Below are 15,599 nucleotides of genomic sequence, written 5' to 3' on the forward strand. Positions count from 1 at the left end.
GCAAAACTTCAGCGCGCAACAGGACGACGTATGAACAGCATTATAAAGAAGGCCGCTCTGGCTTTGGGGATGGTGGCATTTGCCCAGGTAGGGCACGCCGCCGGTGACGCCAGTGCGGGGCAAGCCAAGGCGGCGGTTTGCGCTGCGTGCCACGGTGCGGACGGCAACAGCCCGGCACCGACCTTTCCGAAAATCGCCGGCCTCGGTGAAAAGTATCTGCTCAAGCAAATGCACGATATCAAGGATGGCGCGCGCAAGGTGCCGGAAATGACGGGCTTGCTGGACAACCTGAGCGATCAGGACATGGCCGATGTGGCCGCCTACTTTGCCTCCCAGAACATCCAGTTGTCCGGTTCTGAGTCGTTTTCGGTCATGCTGAACAACGGCGATAACGTCGATGGCCTGGCGCTGGGCCGCAAGGTTTTCCGTGCGGGTAACCCGACCACCAACGTACCCGCGTGTATGGGCTGCCACTCTCCCACCGGCCAGGGCAATGCCCCCGCAGGCTATCCGCGCCTGTCCGGCCAGTACGCCGAGTATGTGGAAAAGCAGCTGAAGGCTTTCCGCGAAGGTACTCGCGCCAATGACGGCGACACCCGCGTCATGCGCAGTGTGGCGCAACAGTTGTCCGACGCCGAGATCAAGGCGGTCGCCAACTATATTGCCGGTCTGACCGAGTAATCGAGAGTCTGTCAGCGCACAAAGGCCGGTCACTGACCGGCCTTGCTGTTTCTGGAGTCGCCGTTTACGGGCGTCGGGTTGCACCGCCACCGTGGAACTTCAATAATTCGCACGGTCTATATTCAGGCTGGCGTCAGCTACCCAAGCGGACAATGCCCGCCGTAAACAGAATAAAAGTTTGGAGTAACTACCTATGAGAGCCGTTGTCGCCCTTTTTACCATGCTGTTGAGCCTCGCGGCCTGCGCACAGGATACCCCGGGAAAATTCAATGCTGGCGAGTACTATGAAGTACTGCCCCAGGCCGTAGCCCAGGACGACAAAAGCAAGATCGAGGTGACCGAGCTCTTCTGGTATGGCTGTGGCCACTGCTACCACTTCGAAGCACCACTGAAGAAATGGCAGAAAGAGATGCCCGCCGATGTGGCACTGGTGAAGATCCCGGCGATCTGGCAGCCGGTTATGGAAATCCACGCGCGCCTGTTTTACGTCGCGGAAGCCATGGGCGTGTTGGACAAGGTGCACGATCCGATCTTCAGCGCCATCGCCCAGCAGCGCAAAATGTTTGCCACCCGCGACGGTCGCGAATGGAAAGCGGACGATGCCGCCATCGCCGAGCTGTTCGACAAGAACGGCGCCGACGGCGCCAAGGCCGTGAAGCTGATGAATTCCTTTGCCATCAACAGCAAGATCAAACAGGGGCAGGCCAAACAGCGCGCCTACAAGCTCTCCGGAACCCCGGAGATGGTGGTGGCGGGTAAATACCGTGTCAGCACATCCCTGCCGGGCTACAAGGGCAAGTCCGACGGCCAGCAGATCATGTTGCAGGTGGTGGACTACCTGGTGGAGAAAGAGCGCGCCGAGAAGGGCTGATCGCTCCCCACACCGAAACCCCGCCTCGCGCGGGGTTTTTTGTATCCGACCTCCTGACTCCCCTGCGGGTGTGGCGGCTGCTACGCTAAAGCGGGGTACCGTAAAAAATTCCGCCAGCATGGATTTCGCGTTCTTCGCATGACCCGACACTGCCCGTCACCCACCGTCGCATTGCTGTTGTCCCTGTGGATCTGGGTCGCCCCGGTGTGGGCACAGCAACAGCTTCCCGACAGAAAGAGCGAGCAGGACAACGCCGCAAAAGCGGTGAGCCTGCTGTCGTTTGTCGCCGTCGATTATCCCGAAGCGGTGGAAGGCGATGTCATCCGCGATCGCAAGCTGTATCGCCAGCAACAGAACAATGTCGATGTCGCCGGTGCCCTGCTGCAGCAGTTGCCGGACAAACCCGGTCGCGCCCAGCTGCAGGACAGCCTCCGGGAACTCACCCAGTTGATCGCCGACCGCGCCGCACCGGATCTGGTGCGGCGGCGCGCCAATACCGCTGCTGACCGCCTGGCCGCGTTGTACCAGCTGCCGCGCTCGCCGGCGGAATCCCTGCCATCCAGCGACGAGGCCCGGGTGTTGTACCGGGATCGCTGCAGCCAGTGCCACGGTGTACAGGGTGACGCCGCACAACCGGAGCGGCGCCTCGACGATCCGGTACGCATGGCCAATCTGAGCCTGTACGACTTCTATAACGTACTCGAACCCACCCGCAACGACGCCCACGACGCGGCCATCGACAGCGATCTCAGCAGTCGCCAGCGCTGGGCGCTCGCGGTGATGGTCGCCGGCTTCTCCGCACCCGAAATTGCGCCCGCCCCGCGGCTCGCGGAAAAATACCCGGCGCTTGTGGGGCTGCCGGGCATGGCCATCCTGCGGCCCGCTGAACTTCCGGAAGAAGCGCGCAACTCGCTGATGTGGTGGCGCGCCCATCCGGTGGAAACGCGCCACCTGCAACACCCCCTCGCGCGTGCCGCCGGTTTGCTGTATCTGGCACAGACCGCCTACCGCGGCGGTGACATCGCCAGCGCTTACCACCAACTGATGCTCGGTCTGCGTGATGGCTATCTCGAATCCCGCCCGCAGCTGGCGGAGAGAAACCCCGCGCTCGCCGCGCAACTGGACGAACAGTGGCGGGATCTGCGCGGTGCCATTCTGGACCAGGCGCCTACCAACGAAGTCATCGAGAAATTCCAGCGCCTGCTGAGCAATGTCGTGCGCGCCCGTGAACAGCTGCAGCCGAGCTCTGGCAGTGGGATTTACGGCTGGGGTGCGCTGCTGTTCATCGCCGCCCTCTGCCTCGGTGCGCTGCTGTGGTACCGGTTGCGGCGATGAGCGCGCGGCGTGAAGAACGGCAAAAAAATTGATGACGGGGAGGAAGATACCGCCGAGAAACCGTTCGAAAACGGAGCCCTGTTCCATGCGCCATAGTGTGGTCTGGCGCGGAAACAAAGAATTTTGTCGTTTCCGCTGCCACAGTTGAGATTTGCGTCTAGGCTTTTAATTAGGTTGTGCAAATAACCGCCAGTCGTAGAACCCAACAGAGAAGAGTGCCGCATGAAGTTGTTGCGTCAGATGTCCTTCCGTCCCGTTCTCCTATCCCTGCTGCAAGCCTACGCTCTCGTGCTGGCAGTGTTTCTTCTCCTTCCCGCCGTCACCTCCGCCCAGGAGCAGACCGAAGACCAGGCCGCTGCCCGCCAGTGGGCCGGCAACTGGCTTGTGGTCGGGCAGGGCGACGAACAGCTCGTATGGCAGCTCAAGGCCGATGGCACCGGGTTTGCCCATGGCTTCCGCAAGGATGGCCAGCTCACCCACGGCTTCGCCATCTCCTGGCGTATCGAAGGCGATACCGTGCGCATCCGCACCGGCGGCACCCTGCACTGCAACAGCGGTATGGTGTATGCGCAATTTACCGGTTGGAGCCCTGTCACCCTAGACTTCAACGTGATCGACGGTCGTCACTGGCGCCAGCACAACGGTGGCATTCTCGCCTTCCAGCGCCGCCTGCCGAACTGGGAAACCCCCAACCATGGCGCCGAGTGTCCCAACCTGTACCGGGCAGACGACAAGGACACCCAGCAGACGGCCTCTGCGGGTAACTGATACGCCGCCTGGCTTTACAGGTCATGGCAACAGTGGCGCCGCGGTCAGAGTCCCTTCGCCAGCGCGGTCAGGTAAGACCCACCGGCGATGGGGAGCTGCGGCTCCATCGACGAATTGAGTTTCAGGGACGAATAAAGCGCAAGCGGAGACCGGTTGTGAACCAGCAACGCTTTATTCCCACACTGCTGCTGGCGGTACTTGCCGCCTTCGCCCTGAGCGCCAGTGCGGCAGCCCAGGGCAAGGACCCGGCCAGCAAGGCGCCCGTCGACAAGGACAAGCGCACCGAACGTCCGGAGCAGAGCGAAGAGGATGTCGAGGCCCAGTACCGCGGCTGGCAGGCCAAGTCCCGTCTTGAGGCGGACCAGTGGGTGGGCAGCTGGCTCATCTCTCGCGATGGCGAGGCCCAGCACGTCTGGAGCCTGAATCGGGATGGCACCGGCCGTTCCTACGCCTTCTCCGAGCAGGGCGGCAAGATGGCGTTTGCCTACGGCTATGACATCCGCTGGTACTTCGACCCCTTCACCCAGATGGCCAACATCAAGACCGAGCGTCGCATCGTGTGCCGCGGCGGCAAGATCTATCCCTACTTTCTTACCCTGAAATCCTACGAAAGCGATTACGCGGTAAAGGGAAAATACGCCTGGCAGACCACCTGGACCGAGGCCAGCATCGGCACCAACTACCTGCACAAATCGCTGGTGGTGTTTATCGCGCCGCTGTCCGGCTGGCGCAATCCGGAGAAAGACGCCCCCTGTCCCGAATTCCCGCGTATGGATATCGAAAAAGACATCGACCTGGCGTTGGACCGCTGGGATGCGGAGGCCGCGCGCGAGGAGGAACTGGTAGACACCACTCCCGCGGAGGGTGAGCCGGAATTTGACGGCGAGGACTTCGGCCCGGCGCCGGAAAAACCGAAAGGCAAACTGCCACAGCAAGGCAAGCACAGCGCCAAGGCACGGGTAAAAGACCGCGCGGTAAAACCCGGCAGCAAGCGCAAGAAACACCGTGCCAACTGACCCGAATCGACCGCAGAGCAACTCCGGAGACCGCCGATGAACGCACAGGTAAAGATCGAACAATTACTGCAGCGACTGAGCCCCATTCTCGACCGGCAACAGCTGGTGATGTGCTCGCTGACCGAAGAGCAGCTGCAGACGCTGCTCGCCGAATGTCTGTGTGTATTCCGCGAGCGTGAGGGCCTGTGCGCGTTGCTGCCGGAGCAGGTCGCCAAGCGGGAGAAGTTGAGTAACGTTGGCAGTTTCCGGCTGATCACCCTGCATTTCTCCCCCTGTCTGCAGGTACCGGGGGTAATCGCGAATGTGGTTCGGGAACTCGCCGACGCCGGCATACAGGCCAATGTGGTGTCCGCCCGCTATCACGAGCACATCCTCGTCAGCGAGCACGATGCCGCCCAGGCCATGCAGATACTCAACGGCATCAGTAACCGGTTGCACTACAGCTGACCGTACCGGGCCATTCGGGCAAATCAGCCTGCGTAAATCAATGCAGAGACGGCAGGGAGTGCCGCAAAGGAGCTCCCTGCCGACCATGCATATCGCTTATCCCGCGCCGCAACCCCACGGCCGCATCCGCCAGTTGCTGCCGGACTTTTTTGTGGTCAGGGGCACCGCGCGAATTGCCCCGGGCATCGCCGTCAATCGCAATATGGGAATCGTGCGCAGCGGCGACGATCTGCTGCTGGTGAACCCGGTACGCCTGTGCCCGGTGGGGGAGGAGCGAATGTGCGATCTCGGCCGTGTGCGTCAGGTGGTCCGCCTCGGGTTTTATCATGGCTGCGACGATCTCTATTATCGCGACCGCTTCAACGCCTTCTTCTGGCGTCAGGCCAACTCCGACCACTACCCGCTGCCCCCCGCGGACCAGATGCTCTGTGATGGTGGCCCGTGTCCCATCAGCGGTGGGCGCGTGTTCGAATTCAGTAACAGCCAAGTGCCGGAAGCGGCGCTGCTTATCCCCCAGGCCGGCGGTCTGTTGCTCACCTGCGATGCACTGCAGTACTGGACCGGGTGGACCGGGTGCAGCTGGGCGGGCAAGTGGATGCTGCGCTTCAGCGGCGTGCACCAGGGGATGCAGGTAGTGCCGGCCTGGTGCCGCCGCGCCACACCCGAACACGAAAACAACCGGAGCTGGCTGGCCGCGGACTTCCAGCGGCTGCTGAACCTGTCCTTCTACCACCTGCTTGGCGCTCACGGCGACTTCTGCGCCGACCGCGCGCACGAGCTCGCCGAACGCGCCGTTGCCGAAAGCTTCGCCTCGTCCTTTCCGCGCACTGATCGCGCCGACTTCTCCTCTGGCCGCGCGCCGCGGCCGTGACCGCCGCCCGCGTGGTAAGCTGCGCCGTCAAACCATCGAAATATAGTCGATAGACCCGTTATTCATTCAGAGTCCAGTATGAAAATAACCGCTCTCGCCGCTGGCCTGGCCGTCGCCAGCGCGTTCCTCGCCGCCTGTAACGGCGATCTGCAGCACCAGTCACTGCAGCCGCAGCCCACGTCTCAAGCCCTGGCGGCGCAGTCTGCTACACCCGCCAAAGCCGGCGCCGACAGCGCCAGAATACAAAAGGATGTGGAAGTCCTCTCCGCCGATGCCCTCGCCGGCCGCCAGACCGGCAGTGACGGCTACCAGCAGGCCGCAGACTATGTGGCCGCGCGCTTCAAGGCCCTCGGCCTCAAATCCATCACCGGTGACGACTATTTCCAGCCGGTGCCGTTTCGCGAGGCGAGTTGGGCCGGTGAGCGCGCGTCGCTCGTGCTCCACGGCAGCAGCGGCGATACGAAACTGATCCTGGGCGAAGATTTCCTGGCCGGGCCGCCCACCACGAAGGAGCAGACCGCCACCAGCGGTGAGCTGGTGTTCGTGGGTTACGGTATCGAGGCTCCGGAATTCGGTCTCGACGACTACGCCGGCCTCGACCTGAAGGGCAAGATTGCCGTCATTCTCGATGGTCGCCCGCCACAGCTGCCGAACGAAGTGGGTGCCCACTACGCCTCCGGTCGCACCAAGCGCGAGACCGCTGCGGCTCACGGCGCGGTCGGTTACATTACCCTGAATACGCCCGCGCGCGAGGCCCGTCGTCCCTTCGCGCGCTCCTCCGAGCACCTGAACGACCCGAGTTTCGACTGGCTCGGCGCTGATGGTGTGCCCGGTAACGCGGTGGCCGGTATGCACCCCGGTGTAGTGCTGGATATGCCGGCCGCGAAGAAACTTTTCGCTGGCGCGCCAAAAGATCTCGACAGCATTTTTGCCGCAATGGAAAAGGGGGAAACCCCAAAAGGTTTTGCGCTGCCCGTCCGTGCGAGTCTTGCGAGTCACTCCAGCCACAAGCAAATCCAGAGCCCGAATGTCGTGGGCCTGCTGCCGGGCAGCGATCCGAAGCTGAAAGACGAATACGTAGTGTTCTCCGCGCACCTCGATCACATCGGTGTGAACGAGGAAGGCCACGGCGAAGCGGGCGAGGGCGCACACGACCTGATCAATAACGGCGCCCAGGACAATGCCGCGGGTATTGCGGTAATGCTGGAAGTTGCGCGCCTGTTTGCGGAAGCGGGCCAAGCACCGCGCCGCTCCATGCTGTTCGTGGCGGTGACGGCGGAAGAGGAGGGCCTGCTCGGCTCCGATTATTTCGCCCAGCACCCACCGGTTGCCGGCAAGGCGATGGTGGCGAACATCAACCTGGATATGCCGATGCTGCTGTATCCATTCAAGGATGTCATTGCGTTCGGTGCGGAGCACTCGAGCCTGGGCCAGACCGCCGCGCATGCCGCGGAAAAAACCGGCCTGAAACTGAGCCCGGACCCGATGCCGGAGCAGGTGATTTTCGTGCGCAGCGACCACTACAGCTTCGTGCGTCAGGGCGTGCCGTCGATCTACCTGATCACCGGCCGCGAAGCGGTCGACCCGAAGATCAATGGTACCGAGGCCCAGGTGGAATTCCTCAAGTCCCGTTACCACCGCCCCAGCGATGAGGCGGATGATCAGATCAGCTATGTGGCAGCGAAGCAGTTTGCGGATGTGAACTTTGCGATTGCGCGGGAAGTGGCGGATTCTGAGGAGAAGCCGAGATGGAATGCCGGGGATTTCTTTGGGGATCTGTATTCGGGTTCTAACTGAGTCTACTTTTTAGCGCTTTGTTTGACCCTCGGTGGCGGCAAAGCACCGGGGAGGAATTTTCAGGACCGGGCCAGGCGCCTCCCTTAAATACTTCCCTGTACGCTGCGTCGGCGACGTCCATGTCGCCGACGCTCCTGAAAATTCCTCCCCGGCACTTTGCCTTCGCATCGCATTCTGTGCTTCGTTAGCGTTTCTTTTTTAAAACTACAGCTGTGCGCAGCTTTTCCTTGCCGAAACTCGACATCTGCGAAATCTCTTCGCGCGCAATGGGCAGATACTGACTGTCCAGCGGGTTGTCCTCATCGTCCACATCCGGGTCGTGTACATAAAAGCATTCCGCATCCATGCCCGTCAGCGTTACCCAGTGCGGTACTTTTTTTCCGTCCAGGCGATAGGTGCTGATCAGCAGCAAAACCAGCGCGCCCTGTTCCAGCCAGTGCTGGCACTGCCCCTGGGTAAAATCCTGGTCAACGATACGCAGGCCACTTTCTGCAGCCTCTTTTCTGAAATCTGCATCAACCTGTTCCATCACAAGTTTTTTTTTCGGATTGCGCACACCGTCGATGAACAGGGTGCCGCTCTGGTTCAGGTAAACCTCACAATTGAACCCGCGCTTCTGCAGCGCCAGCGCGAGACCGATGGGGTGGCAGCCGCCGTGGCCGGAAGTCATGAAGATGGTAGTGGCTTCGCGCCACAGCGCCAGTTCGTCGCTGGCGTTGGGGGTGTAGTCCGGGTCGAGTCCGGCCATGGCCATCATGGCGGCGGCGGGACCGCAGGTGAATTCGGTGCGCTGGCCGTACCAGGGCACATCGGCGGTGGTCAGGTTTTCCGGTCGGTAGCGGATGCGTTTTTGCATGCGCAGGGCGTTGCCGGAATCCTCGTAGTAATTCGCATAACTGCCAAAGGTGCGATAACCGAGCTGTTTGTACAGTGCAATGGCGGCGGTGTTGTGTTCCGCTACCTCGAGGCGCATGTACAGGCGTCCGCTGCGGCTGCTGGCGTCTTCGGCGGCGGTAAGCAGCGCTTTGCCGATACCCTTGCCACGCCCGGCGGGACCGACGGCGAGAGAGTAGAGACGGGCGAGGCGGGTGCCGCGACGCAGCAGCACCAGGCTGTAACCCAGCAAGGCTTGATTCTCTTCGGCGACGAGAAAGACCCGGTTATCGGTCTTGATCCAGTGACGGAAGGAACGACGGCTGAGGCGGTCGCCGAGAAAACTGGACTCTTCCAGTGCGCAGAGTTGGTCCAGGTCACTGGCGGCAGCGGGACGAATCCGATACCGGAGAGCAGAGAGTTGCGTATTCATCGGGAGGGATGTCCGGTCTCGGAAGCGCCGGAAAAGTTGTGTATATGAATATGATTAAAGCGCCACCGGGGTACCGGGGCAATAGCTGCCGCTAAATAAATACCCGGTGGAGAGGAGACGTCTCACCGGGTATTTATCGGCGCGGCCCGCGCAATCAGGCGAAATCAGTCTGCATAGCCGGTATGGCTGTTCTCCAATGCGTAGAAGGTCGCCTGTACATAGTCACTACCGCTGCCGGTATTGTTCTGGTTGTACACCCCGGCCTTGAAGTAGTGGTACTGGTCGCTGGTGTCATAGCCACTGTTGCTCATATTCACCATCTGAGTCACATCGGCCTTTCCCGCACGGGAAATCGTGACGGTGAGGGTGTGGCCTACCACCTTGATTTCATAGCTGAATTTTTCGTTCAGAGCGATACCGTCGGCGGGGTTGGATGCACTGCTGGAGCGGCTGCCGATCATGTCGTACCAAGTATCGCTACCACCTTTCGGTTCGTGGGCGACGTAAACGGAGCCTTTGCTGTTGCCCGGCAATTTACGGTAATACAAGCGCAGGGGTTCGTCGTCGTTGGCGTGAATCTGGCCTACGATCACACGCCCTACTTGGCTGCTGTCGCCGGTAGTGGTCACGTGATTTACTGCGAGCGTGGCGCGCAGCACACCGTCGACGCCACCTGCGGCATCGCGTGCGGAAGCGGGTGCAGAGCCGAATACCCAGTTGTTTTTGTTCACGCCCTGAGTACCGATACTGGTATCACCACGGCGCAACATCTCGCGCAATTCGGTGCGTGTGTACGAGGTATTGGTGGAAGTTTTATAGCCTGCAATCGGGCAGCGAAACACCATACCGCCGTCGGGCGCGGTATAAAAATAACTGCTGTTTTGATAACCGCTGTTCAGTTCGTCTTCCTTGATGGAGTCCGCGGTACCGCTGCCGTCATTATCGCTCGGCACACTCAGGTACCAGTCACCCAGATCAAAATTACTGGAGGGCGGTAGAGACGGATTCAGATCGCCTCCGGAGCTTGAGCTATTACCGGAGCTTCCACCGGAGCTGCTGCTGGAACTTGAACCGGAACCCGAGCCGCCACAGCCGACAACATCAACCTCGAGTATGCTGTTCCAGGCGTTGGCGCTATTGCCACTGCCGGTGATACGCACGTAACGCGCCGTAGTATCAGTCACATCGTAACTTTCGAAATCCGCGTTATTTCCGCTGGATTGGCCACTGGCAAATACGGTGGTCCAGTTACTGTTGTTGAGGGAAGTGTCAATGCTGAAGAAGCTGCTGCGCTGATCGCCCTTGTACCAGGCGATGTTCACGCCTTTCACCGTGCGGAGGGCGCCCAAATCCAGTGTTATCCACTTAACGCCAGAGGAAGACCAGCGGGACTCGTCCGCGAGGCTGCCGTCAATGGTATTGCCGGGGCCGTGCCCATCGTTGCTGCCATCATCGTTGGCGGAAACGATCGCGAGATTGCTGTTGCCCGTGCAACTACCGCCACCACCGGAGGAACTGCCGGAAGAGCTGCTCGATGAACCTCCGGAAGAGGAGCCACCACCCAGATTTTCCAGTGCAAAACTGTCGAAACGCCCCTCGGCGCCGTTGTAGGCACCGAATACGGTTACGGACTGGGCATTGCCCGAGTTGAATTCCACCTCCAGTTTTTTCCAGGCTCCGCTGTTGGTTTGTACCTGATGAGTGCCGCCAGCGACGATGGCACCCAGGATGCCTGCACCATCTACGTAAGCACTCAATCGGTAATTCGTACTGCTGGATACGGCTACCTGCTGTTCCATCTTGGCGCCACTGCCGGAAAGCTTTGCGGACTTGCTGCCGGCATAGGCAACACCGGAAATTGCAGAGGGGTCGGTATCCGCCCAGTTTTCCCAGTCGCTCTCGAAGCTGGGATTTTCAATGGATGCAGTTGCGCTGAGTACAACGGCGGAAAGAAGTGCCACGCAGCTGGACTTCATCGCTAAGTTTGGTTTTGAAACTTTCATCGAAGCCTCGTTATTGTGTTTTGTAACATCGTTGATGTGCTCTGCAGCGACGACAACCTGCGGCAGATTTCTACTGGATCAGTCGTGCCCGCCGACGATGTCATCGGGCTGCCCCCAGATCTGGTCTCGAAAAGTGCGGGCTGGCCGCGAGTCACCCAGTGAGATAGGGACTCAGGAACAAGAATGCCGGAAGTGGGCCTGCGCGGAGTTTGGCGGTCCGCACAGGCCTCGTGCCTTAGAAGTTGGCACGAACTCCAAGCACGAAGCGGCGGTCGTTTTCCATAACCTGGAAGACTGAACCATTGGTGCCGGTATTGATGGTGGGTTCTCCGGTCAGGTTGGTGACGCTGGCGATAACAGTGATGTCATCGGTGACGTCATAACTGGCAGAGAGATCTAGTTGTGCGAGATCTTCGCGGTAGTCGTTACCGAGGGTCGGATCGTCAGATCCTGCGCCCATCACGAGCTCTCCCAGTGGCAGCACGCGTTTGGTTTCCTCGGCATCCAGGAAGCGATCACGGAAGGTGTAGGCCAGACGAATTGCGAGACCTTCGTACTCGTAGTACAGCTGGGTGTTGAAGGTGTTCTTGGAAATGTCTTCCATCGGCACACCGTCCGGCGTAGAACTGTCGGCATAGGTGTAGTTGGCGCTGATACCCAGGCCAGACCAGCGACCCGGTAGGAAGTCGAAGGCCTGCTGATAACCCAACTCGATACCCTGCACCTTGCCGTCTTCACCGTTGGCAACCTGGTCAACCAGAATACCCATTTCGGAAACCGGGGTATTCGCGTTGGCAAACTGGATGCCGTCCGCCTGCCAGCGGCAGATTTTTTCGTAGTCGGATTTGTTGGTCAGTGGGACGACAATCTCCTGCAGGTTTTCACACTGGTAGCTGCGCGTCAGGAAAGAAGCTACGTCTTTGTAGAACAGGGTGGCGGACACCATATTGCTGCCCCAGTAGTGCTCGGCGGCGAGGTCGTACTGGGTTGCGCGGTAGGGTTCCAGCTCCGGGTTGCCGCGGCTGGCCGCGATGTAGGCATCGCGGAACGCATAGGCCGGGCTCAACTGTTCAAAGTCAGCACGGCGCATGACTTTGGCGGCGGCAAGACGCATCAGGGTATCTTCGGTGATATCCCAGGTGACGTTCAGGCTCGGCAGGAAGTCGTTATAGCTGGCGCCGTCGCTGACCTTCTCATAGACACCATCCACACTCTGATAGGCCGTCGCGTCAATGTCGGTGGACACGTAGCGGCCGCCCACGACCGCGCGCACATCGCCGAAGTCCAGATTGGCCTGCAGATACATCGCGGACGTGTCTTCCTGAATGGCGGAATAGCCGGCTTCGTTGAAGGCGAGGTTGTCAGCGAGGGTTCCGTCGATCTGCATATTGGTACCGGCCAGCAGCGCCTGAACGATATCGAAGGTGGCCTGCTGGTCCTGCAGAAGACGGGTATCGAAGGCCGCGAGCTTCGCCAGATCGTAAGCACCGGCGCGGCCGGTGTGCTCGAACGCATCACCGGTGAAATCGTACTCGGTAATCGCGTTCGGGAATTGCGCGGCAATATCTTCCATCCAGATGATGTCCGGATTGCCGTCGCTGTCTGTCAGGCTTTTGAATATATTGTCGATGCGGAACAGATATTGTTCCTGCTCGTAGTCGCGGCTGGTGACACGCACACCGGTCTTCAGGGCGGACACCCACTCCAGGCCGAAGGGCTGGGCGTACTCAAGGTCGAAACGCAGTGCGTCTTCCTGGTTGGCAACGTAGGTGCGGGTATCGTCGTAACGGCGGAACGCCTGGTTCTGCTGATCGGCGAACACATAGTCGTCCGCGAAATCGACAATCGGCGCACCGTTGTTGTTGTTCACGAAGGTTACCGGAACGTACCACTGGTTCTCGGCGGCGTGACCGTCGCCTTCTTTCGCGCGATCGGTACCGCGGAAGCGGAACTCGGAGAAGGGCGTGTAGCTGTCGGACTCTGCAGTGGCAAACTCACCGGATACTTTCAGTATGTCGGTGAATTCCCACTCGCCGCCGAAGGCGTGGCTGTAGGCTTCATTGTTGCGGAAGCTGGAGCCGGAAGTCAGCAGTGGCTGAACGGACTCGTAGGTGAAATTCTGCAGCTCACCATTGGGACCTTCGTAAGTCACACCGGGCGTTGCGACAGGAGTGCCGCCCACGTGCAGCAGCGAAAAAGTTTCCTGGCTACCGCTGCGCTCGGTGGTATTCAGGTCCAGGTAGAACTGACCTTTTTCAGAAGCCGGCGCCCACTGGAAGGAAAGATTGAACGCAGTGCGCTCCCGGTCTTCCGTACGCGGATTGTAGGTATGTTCGCGGGCGTAAATGTAATTGCCAGAAGGTGTGTTCTTGGCAGCATCCGCTGCATCGATGACACTATCCCCGTTGAAATCGACCGGGCCAACCATGAGCTGCACCAGTGATTCGTCGCGGCGCAGAGTGCGATCCTGATAAGACAGGGATGCCATGGCGCCGAAGGTACCGGCTTCGCCCAGTTCCCAGCTGTCGCCAAAAGAGGAACTGATAATCGGCGCCCAGTGATCCGCCTTGTCCGCATACTCGCCCTGCACGGAAATGGAAGCGCGCGGTTCGGTAAGGTCGAGTGGGCGTGCGGTTACCAGGCTGATAGTGCCGCCGAGGGCGCCTTCAATCATTTCCGGCGTCGGGGATTTGACCACTTCCACTTTGGACAGGAAGTCCGCGGGGAAATCCTGGAAATCGATCCCGCTGCGGGTGTCGCCCAACACCGAACGACCGTTTACTTCCACGCGGTTCTGTTTCAGGCCGCGGATGGAAACTTCAGAACCCACACCGAAATCGCGATTGATGGAAACGCCAGTAACGCGCTGCAGGGCTTCGGCGATGTTGTTGTCGGGGAGCTTGCCGATATCTTCGGCGACGACCGCATCCACCACGCGGGAGTCATCACGCTTGGCGTCGGCGGCGGCTTCCATACTGTGACGGATACCGGTGGTAACAACCTCTTCCATCACCGCAGAGTCCTGAGACATGGCGCTGGAAGCAAAGGCCATGGTAGATGCGGACAGCATCAACAGGCCGAGGTCTCTCATCACGTTTTGCCTAGTAAAGTTTTTATAGTTTTTCATCGAACAGGTTTCCTCTCATTAACAGAACTGATTTATGTTTTTATGAAGTTCAGTCGCTGGAGTTAAACCAATCCTGGAAAACCTGTCAATATTATAGGTATTACCAATTGGTAAGATGGATCGCGTTGTTTATGGCTAAACTATTGATTTACCGGGAAAATAAATTTTGCGCAGTTGGCGCAAATATCTACGTGAGAATAAAATAAATCCGACACTTTCAGTGTTTTTTCACACTATTGGAGATAGAAGGCAAATCTACCGGCTATGGCCATGCGAAAAATTGGTTAACCAATTTTGCGGGGAGAGCAAAAAAACGGAGGATGATAAACAGGTGATGCCACCGCCAGCTTTCGCCGGGGTGGTGAAAGCGCACTGGCTACCTGGGCGGTAGCCAGTTGAAACAGGAGTTCGCTCAGGCGGCCTGGTCAGTGCGCGGCATGGCGGACACAGGAATGACGGCGCCGCGATGCTGGATTACGGTTGCCGCCAATCTGTGGCCGCTTTTTGCCGCCACTTCCACATCCTCTCCCGCGAGCCTGCGTGCGAGATAGCCGGCGTTAAAGGAATCCCCCGCGGCTGTGGTATCCAGTGGTGTGACTTTCTCCGCGGGCACCAGCAGCGGTTCGCGATGTTTGCGCGCGATGATGCAGCCGTCCGCTCCCATCTTGAGAATGACTTCTGCCACACCCAAACCGTGCAGACGGTTGATGATACTTTCCGTATTCTCATCGCCAAACAGCGCGGCCTCATCTTCCATGGTGGGCAGTGCAATATCGGTCAGCCGATAGATCTGTTCGTAGGCCTTGCGCGTCAGCGTTTCGCTGCCCCACAGGCGCGGTCGATAATTTCCGTCGAAGATTACCTTGCCTCCCGCGAGGCGAAACTCGGCGAGAAAGTCGAAAAGACATTCGCGCCCGTAAGGCGACAGAATGGCGAGAGAAATTCCCGAGAGATATATCGCGGAAAAACTTCGCAGTTGGTCGAACAGTTGCCGTGCCGCCGCCGGATTATCCAGCAGGCGGCGGGCCGGTGAGCGATCTCGCCAGTAGTGGAAGGTGCGCTCGCCGGTCGCATCGGTTTCGATCATGTAAAGTCCGGGTGTGCCACCGGCCTCCCGCTTTACCAGATCGCAACCGATCCCTTCCGCTTGCCATTGCCGGATCATCCAGTCACTGAGGTGGTCGTCACCCAATGCCGTCACATAATCCACTGCGGTACCGAGCCGCGACATGTACAGCGCCGTATTCAGGGAGTCGCCGCCAAAAGACAGCGCCGCGGCGAGCCGCGCCTCGCTGTCGGGACTGCGGCAGTCGCTGCCCAGATTCATTTCGAGCATGCACTCGCCAATTACCGCTACGCGCTTTTGCATCATCGGAC

General features: G+C 59.7%; 12 protein-coding genes. 8 read left to right on the forward strand and 4 right to left on the reverse strand.

Going from position 1 to position 15,599, the window contains the following annotated elements:
* Window positions 1-30: 30 nt before the first annotated feature.
* From C3938_RS08120 to C3938_RS08155, 8 genes are all read left to right on the forward strand, one after another.
* Window positions 31-681 carry a c-type cytochrome gene (locus tag C3938_RS08120; RefSeq protein WP_105102658.1) on the forward strand — a complete coding sequence of 217 codons (651 nt, stop codon included), beginning with the start codon at window positions 31-33 and terminating at the stop codon, window positions 679-681.
* Between the two features lie 193 nt (window positions 682-874).
* The gene (locus C3938_RS08125; protein ID WP_105102659.1) at window positions 875-1,552 is read left to right on the forward strand and encodes a thiol:disulfide interchange protein DsbA/DsbL; all 678 of its coding nucleotides are present in this window, start codon (window positions 875-877) and stop codon (window positions 1,550-1,552) included.
* A 138-nt stretch (window positions 1,553-1,690) separates the two neighbouring features.
* On the forward strand, window positions 1,691-2,887 hold the full coding sequence (locus C3938_RS08130) for a hypothetical protein (protein ID WP_158681607.1): 1,197 nt from the start codon (window positions 1,691-1,693) through the stop codon (window positions 2,885-2,887).
* Between the two features lie 222 nt (window positions 2,888-3,109).
* On the forward strand, window positions 3,110-3,655 hold the full coding sequence (locus tag C3938_RS08135; protein ID WP_105102661.1) for a hypothetical protein: 546 nt from the start codon (window positions 3,110-3,112) through the stop codon (window positions 3,653-3,655).
* Between the two features lie 155 nt (window positions 3,656-3,810).
* Window positions 3,811-4,671: a hypothetical protein gene (locus tag C3938_RS08140; RefSeq protein WP_105102662.1), complete on the forward strand. Its 861-nt coding sequence runs from the start codon at window positions 3,811-3,813 to the stop codon at window positions 4,669-4,671.
* Between the two features lie 36 nt (window positions 4,672-4,707).
* On the forward strand, window positions 4,708-5,118 hold the full coding sequence (locus tag C3938_RS08145) for an ACT domain-containing protein (RefSeq protein ID WP_105102663.1): 411 nt from the start codon (window positions 4,708-4,710) through the stop codon (window positions 5,116-5,118).
* An 85-nt stretch (window positions 5,119-5,203) separates the two neighbouring features.
* Window positions 5,204-5,989, forward strand: coding sequence for a hypothetical protein (locus tag C3938_RS08150; protein WP_105102664.1), 786 nt, complete (start codon window positions 5,204-5,206; stop codon window positions 5,987-5,989).
* 78 nt (window positions 5,990-6,067) lie between these two features.
* Window positions 6,068-7,786 (forward strand): M28 family metallopeptidase, encoded by a 1,719-nt coding sequence (locus C3938_RS08155; RefSeq protein WP_105102665.1) that lies wholly within the window; start codon window positions 6,068-6,070, stop codon window positions 7,784-7,786.
* A gap of 184 nt (window positions 7,787-7,970) precedes the next feature.
* On the opposite strand, the gene C3938_RS08160 is transcribed toward C3938_RS08155, so the two are convergent.
* From C3938_RS08160 to C3938_RS08175, 4 genes are all read right to left on the reverse strand, one after another.
* Window positions 7,971-9,092, reverse strand: coding sequence for a GNAT family N-acetyltransferase/peptidase C39 family protein (locus C3938_RS08160; protein ID WP_105102666.1), 1,122 nt, complete (start codon window positions 9,090-9,092; stop codon window positions 7,971-7,973).
* 164 nt (window positions 9,093-9,256) lie between these two features.
* Complete coding sequence (locus C3938_RS08165; protein WP_233998715.1) at window positions 9,257-11,053, reverse strand: polysaccharide lyase family 7 protein; 1,797 nt, start codon at window positions 11,051-11,053, stop codon at window positions 9,257-9,259.
* Between the two features lie 277 nt (window positions 11,054-11,330).
* Window positions 11,331-14,222 carry a TonB-dependent receptor gene (locus C3938_RS08170; protein WP_105102668.1) on the reverse strand — a complete coding sequence of 964 codons (2,892 nt, stop codon included), beginning with the start codon at window positions 14,220-14,222 and terminating at the stop codon, window positions 11,331-11,333.
* Window positions 14,223-14,634: 412 nt separating this feature from the next.
* A complete protein-coding gene (locus C3938_RS08175) occupies window positions 14,635-15,594 on the reverse strand; it encodes a sugar kinase (protein ID WP_199775512.1) in 960 nt (319 codons plus the stop codon).
* Between the last annotated feature and the right edge of the window lie 5 nt (window positions 15,595-15,599).

It is taken from the genome of Microbulbifer pacificus (genome assembly GCF_002959965.1).
Lineage (GTDB): Bacteria > Pseudomonadota > Gammaproteobacteria > Pseudomonadales > Cellvibrionaceae > Microbulbifer > Microbulbifer pacificus_A.

What these genes read in the sequence shown, in the direction of transcription:
- C3938_RS08150 (WP_105102664.1), top strand. Translation starts at nt 5,204, where the DNA reads ATGCATATCGCTTATCCCGCGCCGCAACCCCACGGCCGCATCCGCCAG.
- C3938_RS08170 (WP_105102668.1), bottom strand. Translation starts at nt 14,222, where the DNA reads ATGAAAAACTATAAAAACTTTACTAGGCAAAACGTGATGAGAGACCTC.
- C3938_RS08145 (WP_105102663.1), top strand. Translation starts at nt 4,708, where the DNA reads ATGAACGCACAGGTAAAGATCGAACAATTACTGCAGCGACTGAGCCCC.
- C3938_RS08135 (WP_105102661.1), top strand. Translation starts at nt 3,110, where the DNA reads ATGAAGTTGTTGCGTCAGATGTCCTTCCGTCCCGTTCTCCTATCCCTG.
- C3938_RS08160 (WP_105102666.1), bottom strand. Translation starts at nt 9,092, where the DNA reads ATGAATACGCAACTCTCTGCTCTCCGGTATCGGATTCGTCCCGCTGCC.
- C3938_RS08155 (WP_105102665.1), top strand. Translation starts at nt 6,068, where the DNA reads ATGAAAATAACCGCTCTCGCCGCTGGCCTGGCCGTCGCCAGCGCGTTC.
- C3938_RS08130 (WP_158681607.1), top strand. Translation starts at nt 1,691, where the DNA reads ATGACCCGACACTGCCCGTCACCCACCGTCGCATTGCTGTTGTCCCTG.
- C3938_RS08120 (WP_105102658.1), top strand. Translation starts at nt 31, where the DNA reads ATGAACAGCATTATAAAGAAGGCCGCTCTGGCTTTGGGGATGGTGGCA.
- C3938_RS08175 (WP_199775512.1), bottom strand. Translation starts at nt 15,594, where the DNA reads ATGATGCAAAAGCGCGTAGCGGTAATTGGCGAGTGCATGCTCGAAATG.
- C3938_RS08125 (WP_105102659.1), top strand. Translation starts at nt 875, where the DNA reads ATGAGAGCCGTTGTCGCCCTTTTTACCATGCTGTTGAGCCTCGCGGCC.